The 17,190-nt window shown below is 41.4% G+C and carries 14 protein-coding genes; 2 read left to right on the top strand and 12 right to left on the bottom strand.

What is annotated here, in order from left to right; all coding sequences use genetic code 11:
• Positions 1-112: 112 nt before the first annotated feature.
• The 4 genes from QJ048_RS11495 to QJ048_RS11480 form a co-directional block, all read right to left on the bottom strand.
• Positions 113-598: a cytidine deaminase gene (locus tag QJ048_RS11495; RefSeq protein ID WP_282334497.1), complete on the bottom strand. Its 486-nt coding sequence runs from the start codon at positions 596-598 to the stop codon at positions 113-115.
• Between the two features lie 172 nt (positions 599-770).
• Positions 771-2,327: a S26 family signal peptidase gene (locus tag QJ048_RS11490; RefSeq protein WP_282334496.1), complete on the bottom strand. Its 1,557-nt coding sequence runs from the start codon at positions 2,325-2,327 to the stop codon at positions 771-773.
• A gap of 285 nt (positions 2,328-2,612) precedes the next feature.
• A complete protein-coding gene (locus tag QJ048_RS11485; RefSeq protein ID WP_282334495.1) occupies positions 2,613-3,467 on the bottom strand; it encodes a fumarylacetoacetate hydrolase family protein in 855 nt (284 codons plus the stop codon).
• Positions 3,468-3,657: 190 nt separating this feature from the next.
• Positions 3,658-4,422 (bottom strand): SDR family NAD(P)-dependent oxidoreductase, encoded by a 765-nt coding sequence (locus tag QJ048_RS11480; RefSeq protein ID WP_282334494.1) that lies wholly within the window; start codon positions 4,420-4,422, stop codon positions 3,658-3,660.
• A gap of 452 nt (positions 4,423-4,874) precedes the next feature.
• Here QJ048_RS11480 and QJ048_RS11475 point away from each other — a divergent pair, with 452 nt between their 5' ends.
• On the top strand, positions 4,875-7,103 hold the full coding sequence (locus tag QJ048_RS11475) for a sodium-translocating pyrophosphatase (RefSeq protein ID WP_282334493.1): 2,229 nt from the start codon (positions 4,875-4,877) through the stop codon (positions 7,101-7,103).
• A gap of 279 nt (positions 7,104-7,382) precedes the next feature.
• Here the strand turns inward: QJ048_RS11475 and QJ048_RS11470 are convergent, their stop codons facing one another.
• The 3 genes from QJ048_RS11470 to QJ048_RS11460 form a co-directional block, all read right to left on the bottom strand.
• Positions 7,383-8,039 (bottom strand): HAD family hydrolase, encoded by a 657-nt coding sequence (locus QJ048_RS11470; protein ID WP_282336699.1) that lies wholly within the window; start codon positions 8,037-8,039, stop codon positions 7,383-7,385.
• Positions 8,040-8,330: 291 nt separating this feature from the next.
• Entirely contained in the window at positions 8,331-9,167 is an 837-nt protein-coding gene (locus QJ048_RS11465) for a rhomboid family intramembrane serine protease (RefSeq protein ID WP_282334492.1), read from the bottom strand.
• Positions 9,168-9,337: 170 nt separating this feature from the next.
• Positions 9,338-10,150, bottom strand: a complete 813-nt coding sequence (locus QJ048_RS11460) for a hypothetical protein (protein ID WP_282334491.1) — start codon at positions 10,148-10,150, stop codon at positions 9,338-9,340.
• A gap of 224 nt (positions 10,151-10,374) precedes the next feature.
• Here QJ048_RS11460 and QJ048_RS11455 point away from each other — a divergent pair, with 224 nt between their 5' ends.
• Positions 10,375-10,647, top strand: a complete 273-nt coding sequence (locus QJ048_RS11455; RefSeq protein WP_282334490.1) for a DUF4242 domain-containing protein — start codon at positions 10,375-10,377, stop codon at positions 10,645-10,647.
• A 102-nt stretch (positions 10,648-10,749) separates the two neighbouring features.
• Here the strand turns inward: QJ048_RS11455 and QJ048_RS11450 are convergent, their stop codons facing one another.
• The 5 genes from QJ048_RS11450 to thiE form a co-directional block, all read right to left on the bottom strand.
• On the bottom strand, positions 10,750-12,249 hold the full coding sequence (locus QJ048_RS11450) for a glycosyltransferase family 39 protein (RefSeq protein WP_282334489.1): 1,500 nt from the start codon (positions 12,247-12,249) through the stop codon (positions 10,750-10,752).
• A 249-nt stretch (positions 12,250-12,498) separates the two neighbouring features.
• The gene (locus tag QJ048_RS11445; protein ID WP_282334488.1) at positions 12,499-14,640 is read right to left on the bottom strand and encodes a TonB-dependent receptor; all 2,142 of its coding nucleotides are present in this window, start codon (positions 14,638-14,640) and stop codon (positions 12,499-12,501) included.
• Positions 14,641-14,956: 316 nt separating this feature from the next.
• Positions 14,957-15,610 carry a thiaminase II gene (gene tenA, locus QJ048_RS11440; protein ID WP_282334487.1) on the bottom strand — a complete coding sequence of 218 codons (654 nt, stop codon included), beginning with the start codon at positions 15,608-15,610 and terminating at the stop codon, positions 14,957-14,959.
• Positions 15,594-16,430 carry a bifunctional hydroxymethylpyrimidine kinase/phosphomethylpyrimidine kinase gene (thiD, locus tag QJ048_RS11435; protein ID WP_282334486.1) on the bottom strand — a complete coding sequence of 279 codons (837 nt, stop codon included), beginning with the start codon at positions 16,428-16,430 and terminating at the stop codon, positions 15,594-15,596. Before thiD ends, tenA begins: the two co-directional genes overlap by 17 nt.
• A gap of 124 nt (positions 16,431-16,554) precedes the next feature.
• Entirely contained in the window at positions 16,555-17,190 is a 636-nt protein-coding gene (gene thiE / locus QJ048_RS11430; RefSeq protein ID WP_282334485.1) for a thiamine phosphate synthase, read from the bottom strand.

Here is a 17,190-nt window from a genome sequence, read left to right as displayed (position 1 = left end):
ACAATACAAGATTTTAGAACTCTCAGCGAAGCAGCCGGCCGGTTATAATTTACGGTTTTTAAGGAGGGGAAGAACAAGGACAAGATATACTGGTAACGAAAAAAATAAAACTTTATTGTAGATCAGTCGCAGAAAATGATAAAGGCAGCAAAATATCCGCATCGGATAAAATGTAAACTTCGCCTTTCTCGCCTGCCAGGATCAATCGCATGCTTTGTTTTACCCGCAATTGGAACTCGTGTAGTGTTTGCCTGCAAACTCCGCAGGGAGTAATGGGATGGTCGCTTTCCAGCTCGGTGCTTTTGTAGCTTATGGCCATTGTATCGATGGCAACATTGGGAAACAAAGACGACGCAGCAGAAAGCAGTGTTCGCTCTGCGCATATGCCAACAGGATACGACGCATTTTCCTGGTTGGCCCCTACAACGATCTCGCCGTTGGCAAGTTTTGCGGCCGCGCCCACATTGAATTTCGAATAAGGAGCATATGCAAGACCAGTGGCATCTATTGCTTTACGAAGCAACAGTGCATCATCCGGTTGCAACTCGTTTATGGAATTGTATTTCTCGAAGACGAGGTTTATGTGTTTTTGCTCCATGATAATACATTAAGAGAACGGAACGCAGATTTTCAAGATTTTCATGATTATTATGATTTGAAAATTGGGTTTTCGTGTGTCAGCCATTACTAAACCCTTAAAAACCTGGTAACTCAAATCAAAAGATCATAACTAATCATGACGATCATGAAAATCAGCGTTCCTAGTTCTACTATTTAATCGTTTTAAACAATCTCTTCCATCTGATTCCTTTGTCCCAGCTCATCCAAATCAATGAGGCAGAGCCTACGATGTGATCTTCCGGAACAAAGCCCCAGTAGCGTGAATCCTGTGAACCGTGACGGTTATCTCCCATCATCCAGTAATAATTCAGTTTAAATGTATACTGGTTAGTTTCCACATCGTTTATGTAATACTTGCCGTTTCTTACTTCCAGCTTATTGCCTTCGTAAGTGCGGATTGCCCTTTCATACACTGAATAATTCTGTGGCGTCAATGTAAGCGTCGCACCTTTGGCAGGGATCCACAACGGACCAAAATCATCAACGGTCCATTTGTGCAGTGTGTCGTAAGGCCAGGTCACCTGTCCCCACATTTGTGCGGGAATATCTGAAGGCTGTTGCAATTGTGGTTTAATAGTTTTTGCAAGACCGTTCTTTTTCATTTTGTCTACCGCCTCCTGCGTTAGCAACATAGTAAATTTGTTGCCACCATAAGGTTGAAATTCTTCCGGGTTCTCAATGTCAATATTATATTCATCTCTCATGATCTGCGGATCGAGCGGTTGACCGGAAGTCTCGATTTCGTAAGGGATTTCAGATTGCGGCGGAATGAAATTTTGTTTGCCGTTTATGAAAACAACACCTTCTTTAACTTCCAATGTGTCGCCTGCGATTGCTACACATCTTTTGATATAATTCTCTTTTTTATCCACAGGACGAATTACGAGCGGATAAGTTTCAGGATCGTTTAGAATGATGTTTCTACCAATATTGATGTCGCCATTGCCTAAACGGCGGGCCACATCATAATAAGGGTCTTTCGATTGAAATTCTTCTTTGTTGATCACTGTATCACCTGTGGGGAAATTGAAAACGACTACATCGTTTCTGTTAACGGGAGAAGCGAACCAACGTATGTATGGAAGGCTTACAATTTCAGTGTAGGATTTGCCGTTGCCAAATGGCATTGTGTGATGTACAAAAGGCACTGCCAGTGGCGTATTCGGAATCCGCGGACCGTATTTGAATTTGCTTACAAACAAGAAGTCGTTTATCAGCAATGTTTTCTCCATTGAACCGGTTGGAATGGTATAAGCCTCAAAAACAAAAGTGCGGATAAGTGTGGCAGCCACAACCGCAAAAATACCTGCGTCGATCCACTCGCGGGCAGTTGATTTTCTGTGTTTTTTTACTACCGCAGAACCCAAAAACCGGTCGTCCTTGTTAGCAGCGATATACGGGAAATAAAGAAACGGCACCAAAGCCGCTGCCGCATGTTCCCAAAATGCAAACTTGCCAAATACTTTTACCCACTCGATAAAAATCCCCATGGTGATAAACCAGCCAACGATGGGAATGAATTGCCAGTAAACCCAATGTACGGGCCTGTCTGCCAACTTCTGCATTATATAAGTATTGTAAAAAGGTACATAAGCTTTCCAGGTAGGAACACCTGCTTTTTTAAACATTCCCGCGATACCAAATGAGGGAAGCATTACCAGTAAAATCGAGATAAGAAATAGTACAAAAAGCTGATGGGACGACATTCAATTGTTTTTTAAAATTGGACAAAAATACCATTCTGCCTGAAAAGTACAGAAGAAATTGATTCCGTGTACTTTATTGGATCAGAAATTCATTCTTAATGTTTGTAACAGAACGGATTGAAATATTACAGGGTGAAGTGCCAATTAATAATTAATAAAGAATAATTAATAAGGCAGTCCGCGATTTAAGCGCATCCGCAACTGATGAATGAACAGTTTAATCATAAAAAAAGTGGCATTCAATAACGAATGCCACCCTATTAATTATCCTTTATTAATTATTAATTACTTCGTCCACGCTTTCGCCACTTGTCTCGAAACGCCCAATCCATCGATCCCCAGCTCCATTACATCTCCTGGCTTAACGTATACATTTGGGTTCATGCCTAAACCTACACCGGCAGGTGTTCCTGTGGAAATGATATCGCCCGGAAGCAAGGTCATAAACTTGCTGACGTAAGCGATAACAAACGCCACATTAAAGATGAAGTTGGAAGTATTTCCGTCCTGCATGGATTTGCCATTGAGTGTTAACCAGAGACGCAAATTGTTTACATCTTTAATTTCATCTTTAGTGGCAAGGAATGGGCCCATCGGGGCGAAAGTGTCGCAACCTTTACCTTTATCCCAAGTACCGTTTCTTTCCAATTGAAATTCCCTTTCGCTGATATCATTGTGAAGGCAATATCCTGCAACGTAATCCATCGCATCTTTTTCTTCTACATAGGAAGCTTTTTTGCCAATCACAACTGCAAGTTCCACTTCCCAGTCTGTTTTTACAGAATTCTTTGGAATAACCACCTCATCATATGGCCCGCATAATGCAGTAGTTGATTTCATAAAAATTACAGGCTCCGGAGGCAACGCGGCGCCGGTTTCTTTCGCATGGTCGGCATAGTTCAATCCGATGCACACAATTTTAGAAGGTCTTGCCAATGGCGAACCAAGACGGCTTCCCGCAGGAATTTCTTTTAAAGAACCTTTGTTTTTTTCTACAAATTCTGCAAGACGTTTAATACCATCTGTAGCGAAAAATTTCTCATTGTAATCTTCACCAAAATCAGATGTATCGTATTGTACACCATTAATGATAACACCTGTTTTTTCCTGTTCAAAACTACCGTAACGAATAAGTTTCATTGAATGATTTTTTGAGAGAGCGAACGCAGATTTTCAAGATTGTCATGATTTGTTATGATTCCTCTTTTTATACTACGTTCTAAATTTTATTATTGAATCAAACACAAATTTAGAGAGTCTGTGATTTGCTATGATTTCTTCAAAAAAAATCATAGCGAATCATGACAATCTTGAAGATCTGCGTTCCGTCTTATGTATTTAGTTTTATAAAGCCACCATCTATCGGGTAATCGCAGCCGGTGATGAAACCCGCTTCGTCACTGCAAAGGAACAAAATGAGATTAGCGATCTCATCTGGTTTACCCATGCGGCCGATCGGCTGTGTTTTAGATAGTTTCTCGTACATTTCTTTTTCCTGACCTGGATAATTCTTTTGCAAAAATCCATCTACGAATGGTGTATGAACCCTTGCCGGTGCAATGGAATTACAACGGATATTATCTGCAAGATAATCTTTTGCAACAGACATCGTCATTGCATACACCGCGCCTTTACTCATGGAGTACGCAAACCTGTCCGCTAGACCAACTACTGCAGCAATGGATGACATGTTTACAATCACACCACCTTTGTTCGTCTTCATTCGCGGAATGGCGGCATACAAGCAATTATAAACGCCTTTCACATTTACAGAATACACTTTGTCAAAATCGCTTTCGCTGGTATTGTCGGCACTACCAATGTGAGATATACCGGCACTATTCACCAGTATGTCAACCTTTTCAATTGAATTGAATAACTCTGTAACCTGCTTTTGATTAGTTACGTCGCACACATGAGCCTGTGCCCGTCCTCCGGCAGATGTAATGTCATTTACTGTTTGCAGCGCTGCATTTTCCTGCACATCCAGCACGTGCACAATGGCGCCTTGTTTGGCAAACACCAATGCTACTGCTTTCCCGATCCCGCTTCCTGCTCCTGTTATAACGGCATGTTTATCGTCTATTCGAAACATAGGAATGTATTTTTATTCTGTTCTATTTAGTAAAATTTTGCAAGGCGAATTAATAATTAATAATTGATAATTAATATTTCGACTCTCTAAAACTTTGACATTTCACCTATCTGGCGGTATCAAAGGGCCTTGGATATGCTGCATTTTTTCAATGACGGCAGCCCTATTAATTATTCTTTATTAATTATTAATTGGCCCCGCACGGTGCTTCAACTTAAACTTGTTGTTTTTTGACCGCGCAAACTTAGGGATAAACCAAATTCGCAGTACGAAATATAGTGTAATATGATGAGAATAGATGCCAATATATTGACCGCATAACAATTTTTACCCGAAATAAAACTGATAAAAATCCCCAAACAAAATTGGCCCGCAGTTTCACAACTTAATTGGCAAAGCCTATATTTATAGAATTATATATTACAACCACATTAAAACAACGATTAACTTGTATGGACAAACTGATTTATTTGGTTCCTGCGATGGGCGCGATAGGACTACTGTACACTTTTATAAAATTCGCCTGGGTTTCAAAGCAGGATGCCGGTTCTGACCGAATGAAAGAGATCGCCAAATACATTGCTGAGGGGGCCATGGCGTTTCTGAAGGCAGAATATAAGATTCTTGCGTATTTCGTGGTAATCGCTGCATGTTTGCTCGGCTTTATGGGAAGCCGTAACCCTGAGTCCCACTGGTCAATTTGTATTGCTTTTGTTTTGGGTGCTATTTTCAGCGCACTCGCCGGTTTCATCGGTATGCGTGTTGCCACCAAAGCCAATGTGCGTACGGCACAGGCCGCAAGAACCAGCTTGGCCAAAGCATTGAACGTTTCTTTCACCGGCGGTTCCGTAATGGGTCTGGGTGTTGCCGGACTTGCAGTTCTTGGTCTCGGAAGCTTGTTTATTATTCTAGTACACATATTTGCTCCGGATGCAATGGCAAACGATCACATGGTGACACGTGCCATTGAGGTGCTGACCGGATTTTCGCTCGGTGCGGAATCTATCGCATTGTTTGCCCGCGTGGGCGGCGGTATTTATACCAAAGCTGCTGACGTAGGTGCGGATCTTGTTGGTAAAGTAGAAGCCGGTATTCCGGAAGATGATCCGCGCAACCCTGCTACCATTGCAGATAACGTGGGTGATAACGTGGGTGACGTTGCCGGAATGGGTGCTGACTTGTTCGGTTCTTATGTAGCAACTGTTTTGGCAACAATGGTACTAGGTCAGGAAACTATTGCGCAGGACGCATTTAACGGATACTCTCCTATCCTGCTGCCAATGATAATTGCAGGTGTTGGCATTTTGTTCTCTATCATCGGAACATTCTTCGTGCGAATTTCTGAATCTGCAGGAATCAGTACCAGTGCGGTTCAAAGAGCGTTGAACATGGGTAACTGGGGATCAATTGTCCTTACTGCTATTGCTGCTTTCTTCCTTACCAAAAATATTCTTCCCGATACACCAATGACATTAAGAGGTTTTGAGTTCACCAGCAATGACGTGTTCGGAGCCATCGTTGTCGGTTTGGTGGTTGGTACGCTGATGAGCATCATCACTGAATATTACACAGCGATGGGTAAAAAACCGGTGATGAGTATTGTAAAACAATCAGCTACTGGTCACGCGACCAACGTTATCGGCGGTCTTGCGGTGGGTATGGAATCTACTTTTCTGCCGATCCTTGTTTTGGCTGGCGGTATTTATGGTTCTTATGCTTTTGCCGGATTATATGGCGTGGCAATCGCTGCTGCCGGTATGATGGCAACCACTGCCATGCAATTGGCGATCGACGCTTTCGGTCCGATTGCAGATAACGCAGGTGGTATTGCTGAGATGAGTGAATTGCCTAAAGAAGTGCGTGAAAAAACCGACATACTGGATGCCGTTGGTAACACCACCGCTGCAACCGGTAAAGGTTTCGCGATTGCTTCTGCTGCATTAACGGCGCTGGCGTTGTTTGCCGCTTTCGTTGGTGTTGCAGGAATCAAGGGTATTGATATTTACAAAGCCGATGTATTGGCTTCTTTATTCATAGGCGGTATGATCCCGTTTGTATTTTCTTCTCTTGCTATCCGTGCGGTTGGACAAGCTGCTATGGCCATGGTGGAAGAAGTTCGTCGCCAGTTCCGTACCATTCCAGGCATAATGGAAGGTACAGGAAAACCTGAGTATGAAAAATGCGTTGCGATCTCTACAGACGCGTCCATCAAAAAAATGATGCTGCCAGGTGCGATTGCTTTGATCTCTCCATTGCTGATGGGTTTTATTCTAGGACCTGAAGCATTAGGCGGTTTCCTTGCCGGCGCTACAGTGAGTGGTGTGTTGATGGGCATGTTCCAAAACAATGCCGGCGGTGCATGGGACAACGCAAAAAAATCTTTTGAGAAAGGTGTAGAAATTAACGGAGAAACTTATTACAAAAAATCAGAGCCACATAAAGCTTCTGTAACCGGTGATACTGTAGGTGATCCATTCAAAGATACTTCAGGACCATCAATGAACATTTTGATCAAACTGATGTCAATTGTGTCTTTGGTAATCGCTCCTACATTAGCACAGGTGCATCATACGAAAGAGGTTAAGATGGGTGTTAATAATAAGTTAGAGTCAAAAAAAGAATTATCTGGTGTAAGTACTACAGCGAATTTACCAGCTCATACGTATATTCTGAAAAATTAACTTTGAGTAAAATTTCCAAAGTCGATTTTTTACCTATATTTGCTTCAGAAACTAATCAATTCCAAATACCAAAAGTCCCGATGTGTCTACATCGGGGCTTTTTTTATTCGAAGAAGTCAAAAATCAAAAGTAAAAAAGGTCGCTGTGCGGCGACCTAAATATTATCGGAGCGTTTGACTTTCAGATATATCTCCGTTCCTCTGTGAAAAAAATCTCCTTACCTCTGTGGTTAAAAAAATGTCACACAAATAGGGTGCAACACCTGAGACGCATGCGTCTCTACAGGAGCGAAATTAAATGCGGATCGGTGTAATCTTTAATGAATCCTCTAACGTTGGAATATTGTGCAAACTCTTCTTTTTCATGCATGGTGGTTAACACGATTGATTGCATTCCCGCATTTTGTGCGGCTTCTACGCCTTTTGGTGCATCTTCAAATACTATACAATCTTCCGGAGCAACGCCCAACAGCTCCGCTGCTTTCGTGAACGTTTCAGGATGGGGTTTGCTTATGGCCACATCATCTGCACTTACAATTACGGGAAAGTATTCGCGGATGTGCAGGTTGTCCAACACAAAATCAATATTAAAAGGAATCGCCGCAGAGCCTATCGCCAGTTTCACGCCTTGTGATTTTGCAACAACCAATAATTCCTTCAACCCATCGATCAATTTTAAGAAAGGCAAATATTCCTGCTGGTAGCGTTTTTCCTTTTCAATGGATAACGCTGTCATTTCCGCCAGGCTAAACTTTGAAGGACCGAAAATTCTCACAAGCACTTCATCATTCTTTCCATACATTTCTTTTTTCACCTCATCATAAGTCAACCCCGCCCGCAGGTCATCGTTCAGAATATTGTACCAGGCTTTGGCGTGATATGCCATGTCATCGATCATTGTTCCGTTCATGTCAAACAATAAGGCCTTCGCTTTCATCATAGCCACTGGTTTAAATTTTCCGCAAAAATAAAACATTCACAGCCGGCTGCAGGTATAAATCATGGTAAATAGAGCAGATTATGTCAAATAAGTGTCAAATTGATATTTAATCGGGTGCCGACTTGTTGTTCTTCATTTTTCCAGATGAAGCCATCAATGATATAGTGCGTTATTTGCGGAAGCATTTACGCTCTCAAACAACCGGCTTGCAAGCTGGTTCTTGTTGAAGTTGACCAGCACTATCAACTATGTTAAGTCTCGGGCAAAGGCGATTCCGCTACTATTGAATTACTTCGAATATTCTTTAAGCGTTTCCCTTTCCTTCTTTGTCAAACTCTTCATGCCTCGGGAGCTTATTTTGTCGAGGATGCGGTCCACTTCCTGCTGACGGTTGTATCTTTCCGCATTGTACCTATGATCTATGGAGCGATAGTTCTTATGAGTATCGTAAAATAAATTATTAACCATCAGGAGATGCGGCTGCTTCGCGATGATGTAAATGAAAGCGATAGTAGGAACCGCTACTGCAAGGATGGCGAAGTAGTTATGCGAAACAACAGTTGGCTTCAGCAAGATGGCCGTGATCATGCCCACTAATGCACCGCCGAGATGTGCTTCGTAACCAATATTATCCCTGCCTGATCTAATGCCATAGACTGAAATGCCGACAAACAATAAACTGTACAACCAGGCCGGAACAGAGATGGGTAAAGGAAAAAGCATTATGCTCATGCCGGGAATCAATGCGACTGCTGCAAACAAAATTCCACAAGTGGCACCCGAAGCGCCGATGCTGCTATAGTCAGGATGATTGCGATGAACGTATAATGCAAACAGGTTGCCGCCAATCAATCCACCAAAATAAATGAGTAAAAATTGCCAGTGGCCGATTCCGCTTTCAATGCTGCCGCTAAAGAAAAACAATGAAAGCATGTTAAAGACCAGGTGCAGCCAGCTTACGTGTAAAAAGCCGCCCGTTACAATTCTTTTATAGTCTTTATACAGAAGTACCTTTTCTACTTCAAACTTATATTTTTCATAAAAAGAACCGCTCTTCAATCCTCTGTACGTAACAATGATATTGGCCAATATGAGCAGTAAACCTACGAGTCCGATGCCTAACATTCCAGGGTAGTTTTAAAATTTTAATTTATCCGCCATGCCAATTATCTGATGGCTTCTTAAAAATACAAAAGTTGCAATGAAAAACGATTGCCCGTTTATTTTTAACTACTGGTTCTGGAAAAATGCAAAATTTCATTGGTTGTCAAACCGTTAGGCACCCACTGCTTCTTCTATTTCTGATCGACCTCTGCAAATTCAATTTTACCATCTTCCGGTTTCATGGTGGCCATCTCCAGTTTGAAATTGTACAGCCTTGAGGTAATGGCCCAATGAACCATCGATTTCACATAATACACGTTGCCAAATTTTATATCAACGAAGGTTGAAGATGCATCTTTATACAACTTGCTTTTGATCTCGTATCGGCCTTCTTTAATTATTGCAAAGCCATAGCCGGTATTGTTTTGTCCCACACACAAAGGCTCATTGTTGATGTAGATATTGTACTGCCCCAGCGAGTTGCTCAATTTGCCTGGTCTGTAAACGTATAGAATGGCGTATTTCGAAGTATCACTGAAATGGAGCTTTTTCAAGTTTACATTAGGTTTCAACTGCCAAAAAATTTGTGTATTGCCAGCATCAACTTTTTCGTGCAGCCACATCGTGTCGTTTACGATAACTTGTTTTTTGTCAACAAATCCATCAAACACATAATAGCTATCGGCAACCTTTGATATTTCAAATTCAGGCGTACTTTTCTTAAGCAACTCAACTTGTTTCTCATTAAAATTCCCACCTGAAACATATTGCAGTTTGTACCTGCAATCGCTTAGCCATTTCACGCTCCATACACTTGTATCGCCCTTTTCCGTCTCGATTTCATGCACTGAGTCTCCATTCCTGAAGTCAATGTAGTGAGCAGCCGAAGTTTTGGGATAATAATAAAAGAGGCCATTGCGAACATCCAGGCAAGATTTGTTTTGCGCGACAACATAAACGGAACACAAAATGAACAGAATTAGAGGGGAAAAAAGTTTATTCATAAACACGGTATTACAAGGATGCGATAATAACAGTTATTCCTGACTAATACAAGAAGCCACGAACATTGCCGCACTTGCAAATGCTGTCTTTATCGCTTATCTTAGGCAACAGCGTTGTCTGCGGATTTGATTTATACTCTCTTTCAAGTCCTCTCCTCTGAGGCGCTGAAATTACTTCCCTGAAAAAATTCTCTTAGTTTTTTTCATCATTAAAAACCGAACAAATGCCTATGTATGTTATCGAACGGGAGATTCCCGGCGCTGGAAAACTATCTTCACAGGAGCTGAAAAATATTTCACAAACATCCTGCAGAGTATTGGGAAGTATAGGTCCAACAATCCAATGGGTGGAAAGCTTTGTAACCGGTGATAAAATCTATTGCGTTTACATTGCACCTAATAAGGAAATGGTTATTGAACATGCGAAACAAGGAGGATTTCCGGCAAATGTGATAAGCCAGGTGTCAACAATGATTGACCCAACGACTGCTGAGTGACAAATGACTGAATAAACTGAATGGACTGAATAACTGAATGGTTGATATTCGGCATGGGAAATTGAAATTGAACCACTCAGTTATTCAGTCCATTCAGTTTATTCAGTCTTTTCTTTTCCCCGGCTTATAATTCGTGCACTCGTAGACTAAAAACTTTCTGATGGATTTGCCATTTTTATCTGCGATGATAATGGGATCAAGTTCTTTAATGCCATCAAAATATTTCAGTAAAATATCAGGCTGGTCATTCGCTTTCTCCAAATTTTTAAATCGTGGATCGACACGGAAATACAACGCATTTTTCCCTCTCAACGCCTCAAAATTGTTGTTGACAAAATCAAATTGCAATCCCTCTTCGCCTATAATGTTTGCGCCATAAATCATTTCGTCCATGTAAAAATTAAGAACGGCAGATGTCTTGTATCCATCTGCAGAAAAAATAAAATCACCAGGATAAGCTTTTCGAACTGTTTCCACTTTTTGAGCGAGTTGCGGCCATCCTACCCATGTATCATTTGATTTTACAGGAACCAGATAAAAAATAATTTCCAGCGCCAACGCTACATGCAGCACCAGCGCAAATGCCACCTGAACCTTCAGCCACTTTTTATTAAAGAATTTAGTGACCCAGATAATAGCTGTAATATAGGCCGGCATTATCCAGTTCAGTTTTATCCAGTAAACGAATGACAGCAAAATAAATCCTCCAAACAATGGAAGAAAGAAACACAATAGAAATAACTCTTCGGCTGGCATACTTCCTACACGTAGTTTGTATTGCTTAAACGTTCTAAACAACAAAATAAAAAAAGCCACCAACAGCACTGGCATTAATATACCTGCCTGATGTCCAAGCAAACCGAAAAAATATTGTATGTTCAGATGTGAAGTTTCAGGATCACTCATTCTGCTTTCCGATTGAAAACGGAAGGATGCAAAATCATGTTGAGCGTTCCATATAATAACGGGACTGATAGTAATAACAAAAAGTATCGCTCCAATCCATAGCCATGGTGAAAGCAATTGCCTGCGATAGGTAGGAGACAAAATTAAAAACAGGAACACTCCTGCCGGCAAAAACACGGCCGTATACTTGCTATCAAACGTAAGCCCCATGCATATTCCGGCCAACAGCCAATAATATTTCTTTTTACGAAAAATGGCATTGTACAACACCAGTAGCGACAAGGTCCAGAATAACAACAAGGGAACATCTGGTGTTGAAATGAGGGACAAGATCGTTACCATAAATGTGCTCAGCAACAAGATCATTGCTGTGGGTACCTTCTCCTTGTCAAGAAAAAGCGATGCCAATTTGTAGAAGCAAAAAATAGTAAGCGCTGTAACTACGGTATCTGCTAGTTTCAAAACAAAAACATACCGGCCGAAAATCATCATAAAAAACCTGAGCATGTAAGCAATTGCTGGAGGATGATCAAAATAAGAAAGTGCCAGGTGATCGGAATAAAAACTATAGTATGCGTCCTGCGGCATCATACCCATTTCTCCTATAAAACACAGCCGCAATAAGCAAATGAACAAAACCGAAACGACGATAAAGTTGCCATAACGACTTTTGATAGACTCCAACAAAGACTGCATATGTTTTTGCAAATTGAATGTTTTTAAAATAAGGCACGCAAGACGGGCATTATTTTTTTGAACAACGAGTTATGCAGAAAAGATACAAGGCTTTGTTTGAATAAGCTAGTTAATCCAGAAGAATAACTGAAGAAAGAAGAGATTTTACTGTGAAGGGAAATGACTGAGTAACTGAATAACTGAGTTGTCGATAGTCGAAGTGCAAAATCGAAAATGAACTACTCAGTTATTCAGTTATTCAGTCATTTCTTAAAGGGAAAACTTTACACTTAAATTCACTGCTCTTCCATCAATTGGCCCCCAGAGTGGTTTGAATTGCGGATCGCTCATCGGCCCCGTGTAAAGTGGTTCGTTTTTACCCTGGCGAGAGTCAAAAAGGTTTTCGCAGTTTAGAACAACGGTGAAGTGATCGCCAAATTTGCACTGAACCATTGCAGCCCAAAACCAGTAATCAGGCGCCTTGGTATTATCTGGTAAATATTGATTGCCTACCCAACTGCTTTCAATACCCATTCGCCATTTTTCTTCAAGGCTGTATGCAAACGTAAAAGCAAATTTATCCCGCGGAGCGAACGGGAAGTTGGTTTTGGCATCATCCCTATATTTTGAAACGGTATGGTTATAACCAAGATACAGTTCCCAGTTGTTCCATTCGGATTGTACGTAGGTATCTGTTCCTAAGCTGTGCGCATTAAAAGGAGCGCTTTGCAAACTATAATATCCATCAGCACGAACAACAGGAATAATGACATGTTGGATGTCGGTGTAATACAGTGCCTGGTTCAGTGTTAGCTTAACCTCTCCCACTTTAAATTCATAATTCGCGTCGAAGTTGATGCCATAACTTTTTTCAGACTCAACGTTGTCTCCCAACGGCAACAATTTCTGGTAACCCATCATTTGTGTCTGCGAAGTAAATATCTCAGGCACCTTATATCCCGTTCCTGATGAAAGGCGAATGCTCATTCCATCGATTGGTTTATACACAAACGCCATACGGGGCAATATGAACCAATGGTAGCGATTATGGTAATCTACGCGAATGCCAAGCTCTGTAATGAATTTGTCTGAAAAATGTATACCGTCCTGCGCAAACAATCCTGTCGTGTTATAGAAATAATTGTTCACTAATGTGCTGTCATCCGGTTTGCGTGAATAGTTTTCACTTGTATTATTAAGACCGAATACAAGATCATTTTTGCCAACAACTTTGTTGTATGACACTTCCGCATAGCTGTTTATTTGTTGACCGTGTGTGAGAAAATATTTTTCATTCTCATTCACATTAAAAAGACTTCCTACAGCCTTTGCCGTAAATTTTCCTCCATCGGTGCCTCTTTGCGTGTACTGCAAATCTAAACTGTGACGACTGTTCGTGTTGTTGTCAAAATAATGGCTAATTCCCGACTCCTTTGTACCGATCGCCCGCATGTCGCCACCGTTGCGGGTTTCGAATGTTCCGGTATAGCCGGCACTAAAAGTTGCTCTCGGATTAATATAGTAAAAGAACTTCGGATGAATAATGTATTGGCGCAATTGTGGCACATCGCTAAAGCCATCTTTGTTTACGTCCACTGCTTTTTGTTGTGTAGTGCCGGCGAAAAAAGTAACACCGGTTTTATTCCAACGTTGAGCATAATAAACATTGGCATTGGTCTCCTTCAATGTTGAGTGATTGAGCAAAACCGTCAGCTCAGGTTTTTTAGTTGGTGTTTTTGACACAAAGTTGATCATACCTGCAATCGCGCCGCCGCCATACAAAGTAGAAATGGATCCTTTAATAATCTCAATTTGTTTCAGGTCCAGCGGTGGAATGGCCAGCACACCAAAGTTTCCGCTGATGCCCTCATATACCGGAACACCATCTCTTAATAATTGTGTGTATTTACCATCCAGGCCTTGCATGCGGATGGCATTGCTGCCGCTTACTGCTGAGGTATTCTGAATATGGATAACGGACAGATCGCCCAATAAACTTGCTACATTACCGGGCTTGATACCGCTTTCCTCCTGCGTTTCTTCCTGACCTAAAACCTCTACTTTCATCGGCAAATCTTCTATCCTGTTCGCCGATGATCTTGTACTCGTAATTACTACTTCTGCAAGATCATTTTCTTTTCTGCTCAAAAGAACGTTCAGCGTATCTGAAGAAAATGGCAGGGTAATATCTACAGTTTTTTCATTGTAACCAGTAGATGAAAACTGAAAAGATCTATTTCCACTTTCAGACGTAGTCAAAATGTAAAGACCATTGCTGTTGGTTGTACCACCTTTTTTTGAAGACCTGTCTATTATAGAAACGCCATCCAATGCTTTTTGCGAAGCGCTGTCTTTCACTGAAATCACCAATCGTGATGCCTGTTGTGCCTCAGCTGCAAAAACAAAAAACATTAAAACTATTGACGAAAACCATTTCATAATCCGAATATATTTCAGGCAAATAAAAACAATAAATTTGGAGTAATTCTGTAGCGAATGTTAACTCTACGCTTCGCTGAGATTTTTTTTGACCACAGAGGAAAGGATTTTTTTCACAGAGGGAAGGGGGAGTTGCAAGGCAGATAGCTGTCGTTGAAACAGGTAGAGAACTGAAGGTTTATCGCCGTTCTCATATGTCTATCCTATTTGTTATCACTTTCGTAATCTATTCTCCTTTTCTCTGTGAAAAAAACTCCTTTCCTCTGTGGTCAAAATAGTGCCCGGAACATCAAGTATCCCATTTTCTTATCCTGTAAGCAGCATCCCAGAAATCAAACTCAAGCTTGCTGGCTGTTACAAAAGCCTCTGTCATTTTTTGCTGCTGTGCTTCAGTGCACTTTGCTGCAGCATTGTCACAAATAGCAATTGCACGATTCACCAACTCGCCAAACTCTTCGCCTGCATATGTATCGATCCATTTGCGGTAGGGGTTTGTTGCGTTTGCCTGGTTGCTATAAATATGATCACCTACCTTTTTGTATATCCAGAAGCAGGGCAAAACTGCCGCCATTGCAACTTCTACGGAATCCAATGCTGCAGTGCTTTTAAGAAAGTTGATATAATGATGACAGGCAGGCTCAATATTGCCTGCGCTGGTTATACCAAACATTTCGAAATAAGAACCATGCAAAGCATTTTCAACTACAACGGCGCCTTCGGCAAAACGAATGAAAGCCAATGCATCCTGCAAATCATTTGCCCTCGCCCCGATCAATGCCAATGCCCTGCCAAAATGATCGAGATAGCGTGAATCCTGCGTTATGTAAAACTGAAATTTTTCCAGAGGCAATGAGCCTTCCGTTAATTCTTTAATGAAAGGCATTTCGATAATGTTCTTATAAATCCCTTCAATTGCATTCCAAGCCTTAGCCGACCAATTCATGTGTTATAAGTTTTTGCGGATCAAAAAAATGATTCAACGGGCCGTTGCCTTTCCCTATTTGCAAGTCTTTTCCATAATAGATCGCCTTGTGTACATAATTCTGCGCCATTGCAACAGCTTCTTCCAATGGCCTGTTTTGCGCAATATAACTGGCGATCGCAGATGACAAAGTACAGCCCGACCCATGAGTGTTATTAGTCTCAAATTTTTCGTAATGATATTCATGCACTTTTCCTTCTTCCGCAAAATAAAGCGAAGTAAGTACACTTGCTTTTAAGTGACCTCCTTTTAATAATAAAGAATGGCAACCAAGTTTCTTAATTTTTTCCCCGGCAACATACATTTCATCCACCGTTTGAATCTTCATGCCTGCAAGGATTTCCGCTTCATCAAGATTGGGTGTAATGACAGATGCAATTGGAATTAGTTTGTCGATGATTGTTTGAATGGTTTGTTCTTCAATTAAGCTATGTCCACTCGTTGCCACCATTACCGGATCAAACACCAGCGGCACTTTCGTGTATTGCTGCAATGTGCTTACAATTGTATCCACCAAATCACTGGTGTGCACCATACCTATTTTAATCGCGCCTGGAAAAATATCGTCCATCACTGCCTTGATTTGTTCTTCCACAGCTTTGTTTGGTATGGGATAAATGGAACGAACGCCCATTGTATTTTGCACCGGCAACGCTGTTAATGCGGAGGTAGCATAGCAACCCAGCGCTGAGATCGTTTTTATATCTGCCTGTATGCCCGCTCCTCCGCTGCCGTCAAAGCCTGCGATGGTAAGCACGGAGGGGGGTTTGTATTTTTTCATTGTTGCTTTTTTTTCAGTCATGAGTTATGAGTTTTGAGTGATGTGCAATTCTCTATCAATTAATGTGGCCAATGAATTTTTGCAATATTTACAACTTCGAACCTCAACTCATAACTCATAACTTCTATAGTGCTCTTTCAATATTCCCTCTTATCTCTCCCGCCGCTTTCTCCGGGTCGGCGGCACCACAAATTGCAGAAACGACCGCGAGGCAATCAGCGCCAGCTTTCATTACATCGTAAGCGTTTTGTGCATTCATGTTGCCAATGGCTACCAGCGGCTTATCTGTGATGCCACGTATTTGCCGCAGGCCCGCCAATCCCCACTGTGTAACGGTATCGCGTTTAGTCAACGTATCGAATATAGGACTAATGCCTAAGTAATCTGATACAAGCGTTTCTTTGCTAATCAGTTGCTTTAGATATTCAATCGAATAACCGAGACATTGACACTCCGGCCATCCTTCCCTTATCACAGTTGGCGGCAGATCACTATTGCCCACGTGAATGCCGTATGCCTTGCTGCGTCTTGCAACATCAAGATTGTCATTTATAATCAACGGTACGTTGTACTTGTACAAAACTTCCTGCAATGACATTGCTTTTTTCAAAAACACTTCTGAAGTATCGAATTTCTCTCTCAGCTGAATAATATCAACCCCGCCGAGAATAGCCATTTCGGCTACTTTGTTAAGTGGTTGTCCATTACAGGCATCTTCGGAAATTACAAGGTATAATCTGTAGGGAAAAACATTATTCAT

Origin of the sequence: Pinibacter soli, assembly GCF_029961145.1 — a bacterium.
Lineage (GTDB): Bacteria > Bacteroidota > Bacteroidia > Chitinophagales > Chitinophagaceae > Pinibacter > Pinibacter soli.
This window is presented reverse-complemented; position numbering and strand designations above follow the sequence as displayed.

Coding starts and splice junctions, on each gene's coding strand:
- QJ048_RS11495 (WP_282334497.1), bottom strand. CDS start 598: ATGGAGCAAAAACACATAAACCTCGTCTTCGAGAAATACAATTCCATA.
- QJ048_RS11490 (WP_282334496.1), bottom strand. CDS start 2,327: ATGTCGTCCCATCAGCTTTTTGTACTATTTCTTATCTCGATTTTACTG.
- QJ048_RS11485 (WP_282334495.1), bottom strand. CDS start 3,467: ATGAAACTTATTCGTTACGGTAGTTTTGAACAGGAAAAAACAGGTGTT.
- QJ048_RS11480 (WP_282334494.1), bottom strand. CDS start 4,422: ATGTTTCGAATAGACGATAAACATGCCGTTATAACAGGAGCAGGAAGC.
- QJ048_RS11475 (WP_282334493.1), top strand. CDS start 4,875: ATGGACAAACTGATTTATTTGGTTCCTGCGATGGGCGCGATAGGACTA.
- QJ048_RS11470 (WP_282336699.1), bottom strand. CDS start 8,039: ATGAAAGCGAAGGCCTTATTGTTTGACATGAACGGAACAATGATCGAT.
- QJ048_RS11465 (WP_282334492.1), bottom strand. CDS start 9,167: ATGTTAGGCATCGGACTCGTAGGTTTACTGCTCATATTGGCCAATATC.
- QJ048_RS11460 (WP_282334491.1), bottom strand. CDS start 10,150: ATGAATAAACTTTTTTCCCCTCTAATTCTGTTCATTTTGTGTTCCGTT.
- QJ048_RS11455 (WP_282334490.1), top strand. CDS start 10,375: ATGCCTATGTATGTTATCGAACGGGAGATTCCCGGCGCTGGAAAACTA.
- QJ048_RS11450 (WP_282334489.1), bottom strand. CDS start 12,249: ATGCAGTCTTTGTTGGAGTCTATCAAAAGTCGTTATGGCAACTTTATC.
- QJ048_RS11445 (WP_282334488.1), bottom strand. CDS start 14,640: ATGTTTTTTGTTTTTGCAGCTGAGGCACAACAGGCATCACGATTGGTG.
- tenA (WP_282334487.1), bottom strand. CDS start 15,610: ATGAATTGGTCGGCTAAGGCTTGGAATGCAATTGAAGGGATTTATAAG.
- thiD (WP_282334486.1), bottom strand. CDS start 16,430: ATGAAAAAATACAAACCCCCCTCCGTGCTTACCATCGCAGGCTTTGAC.
- thiE (WP_282334485.1), bottom strand. CDS start 17,190: ATGAATAATGTTTTTCCCTACAGATTATACCTTGTAATTTCCGAAGAT.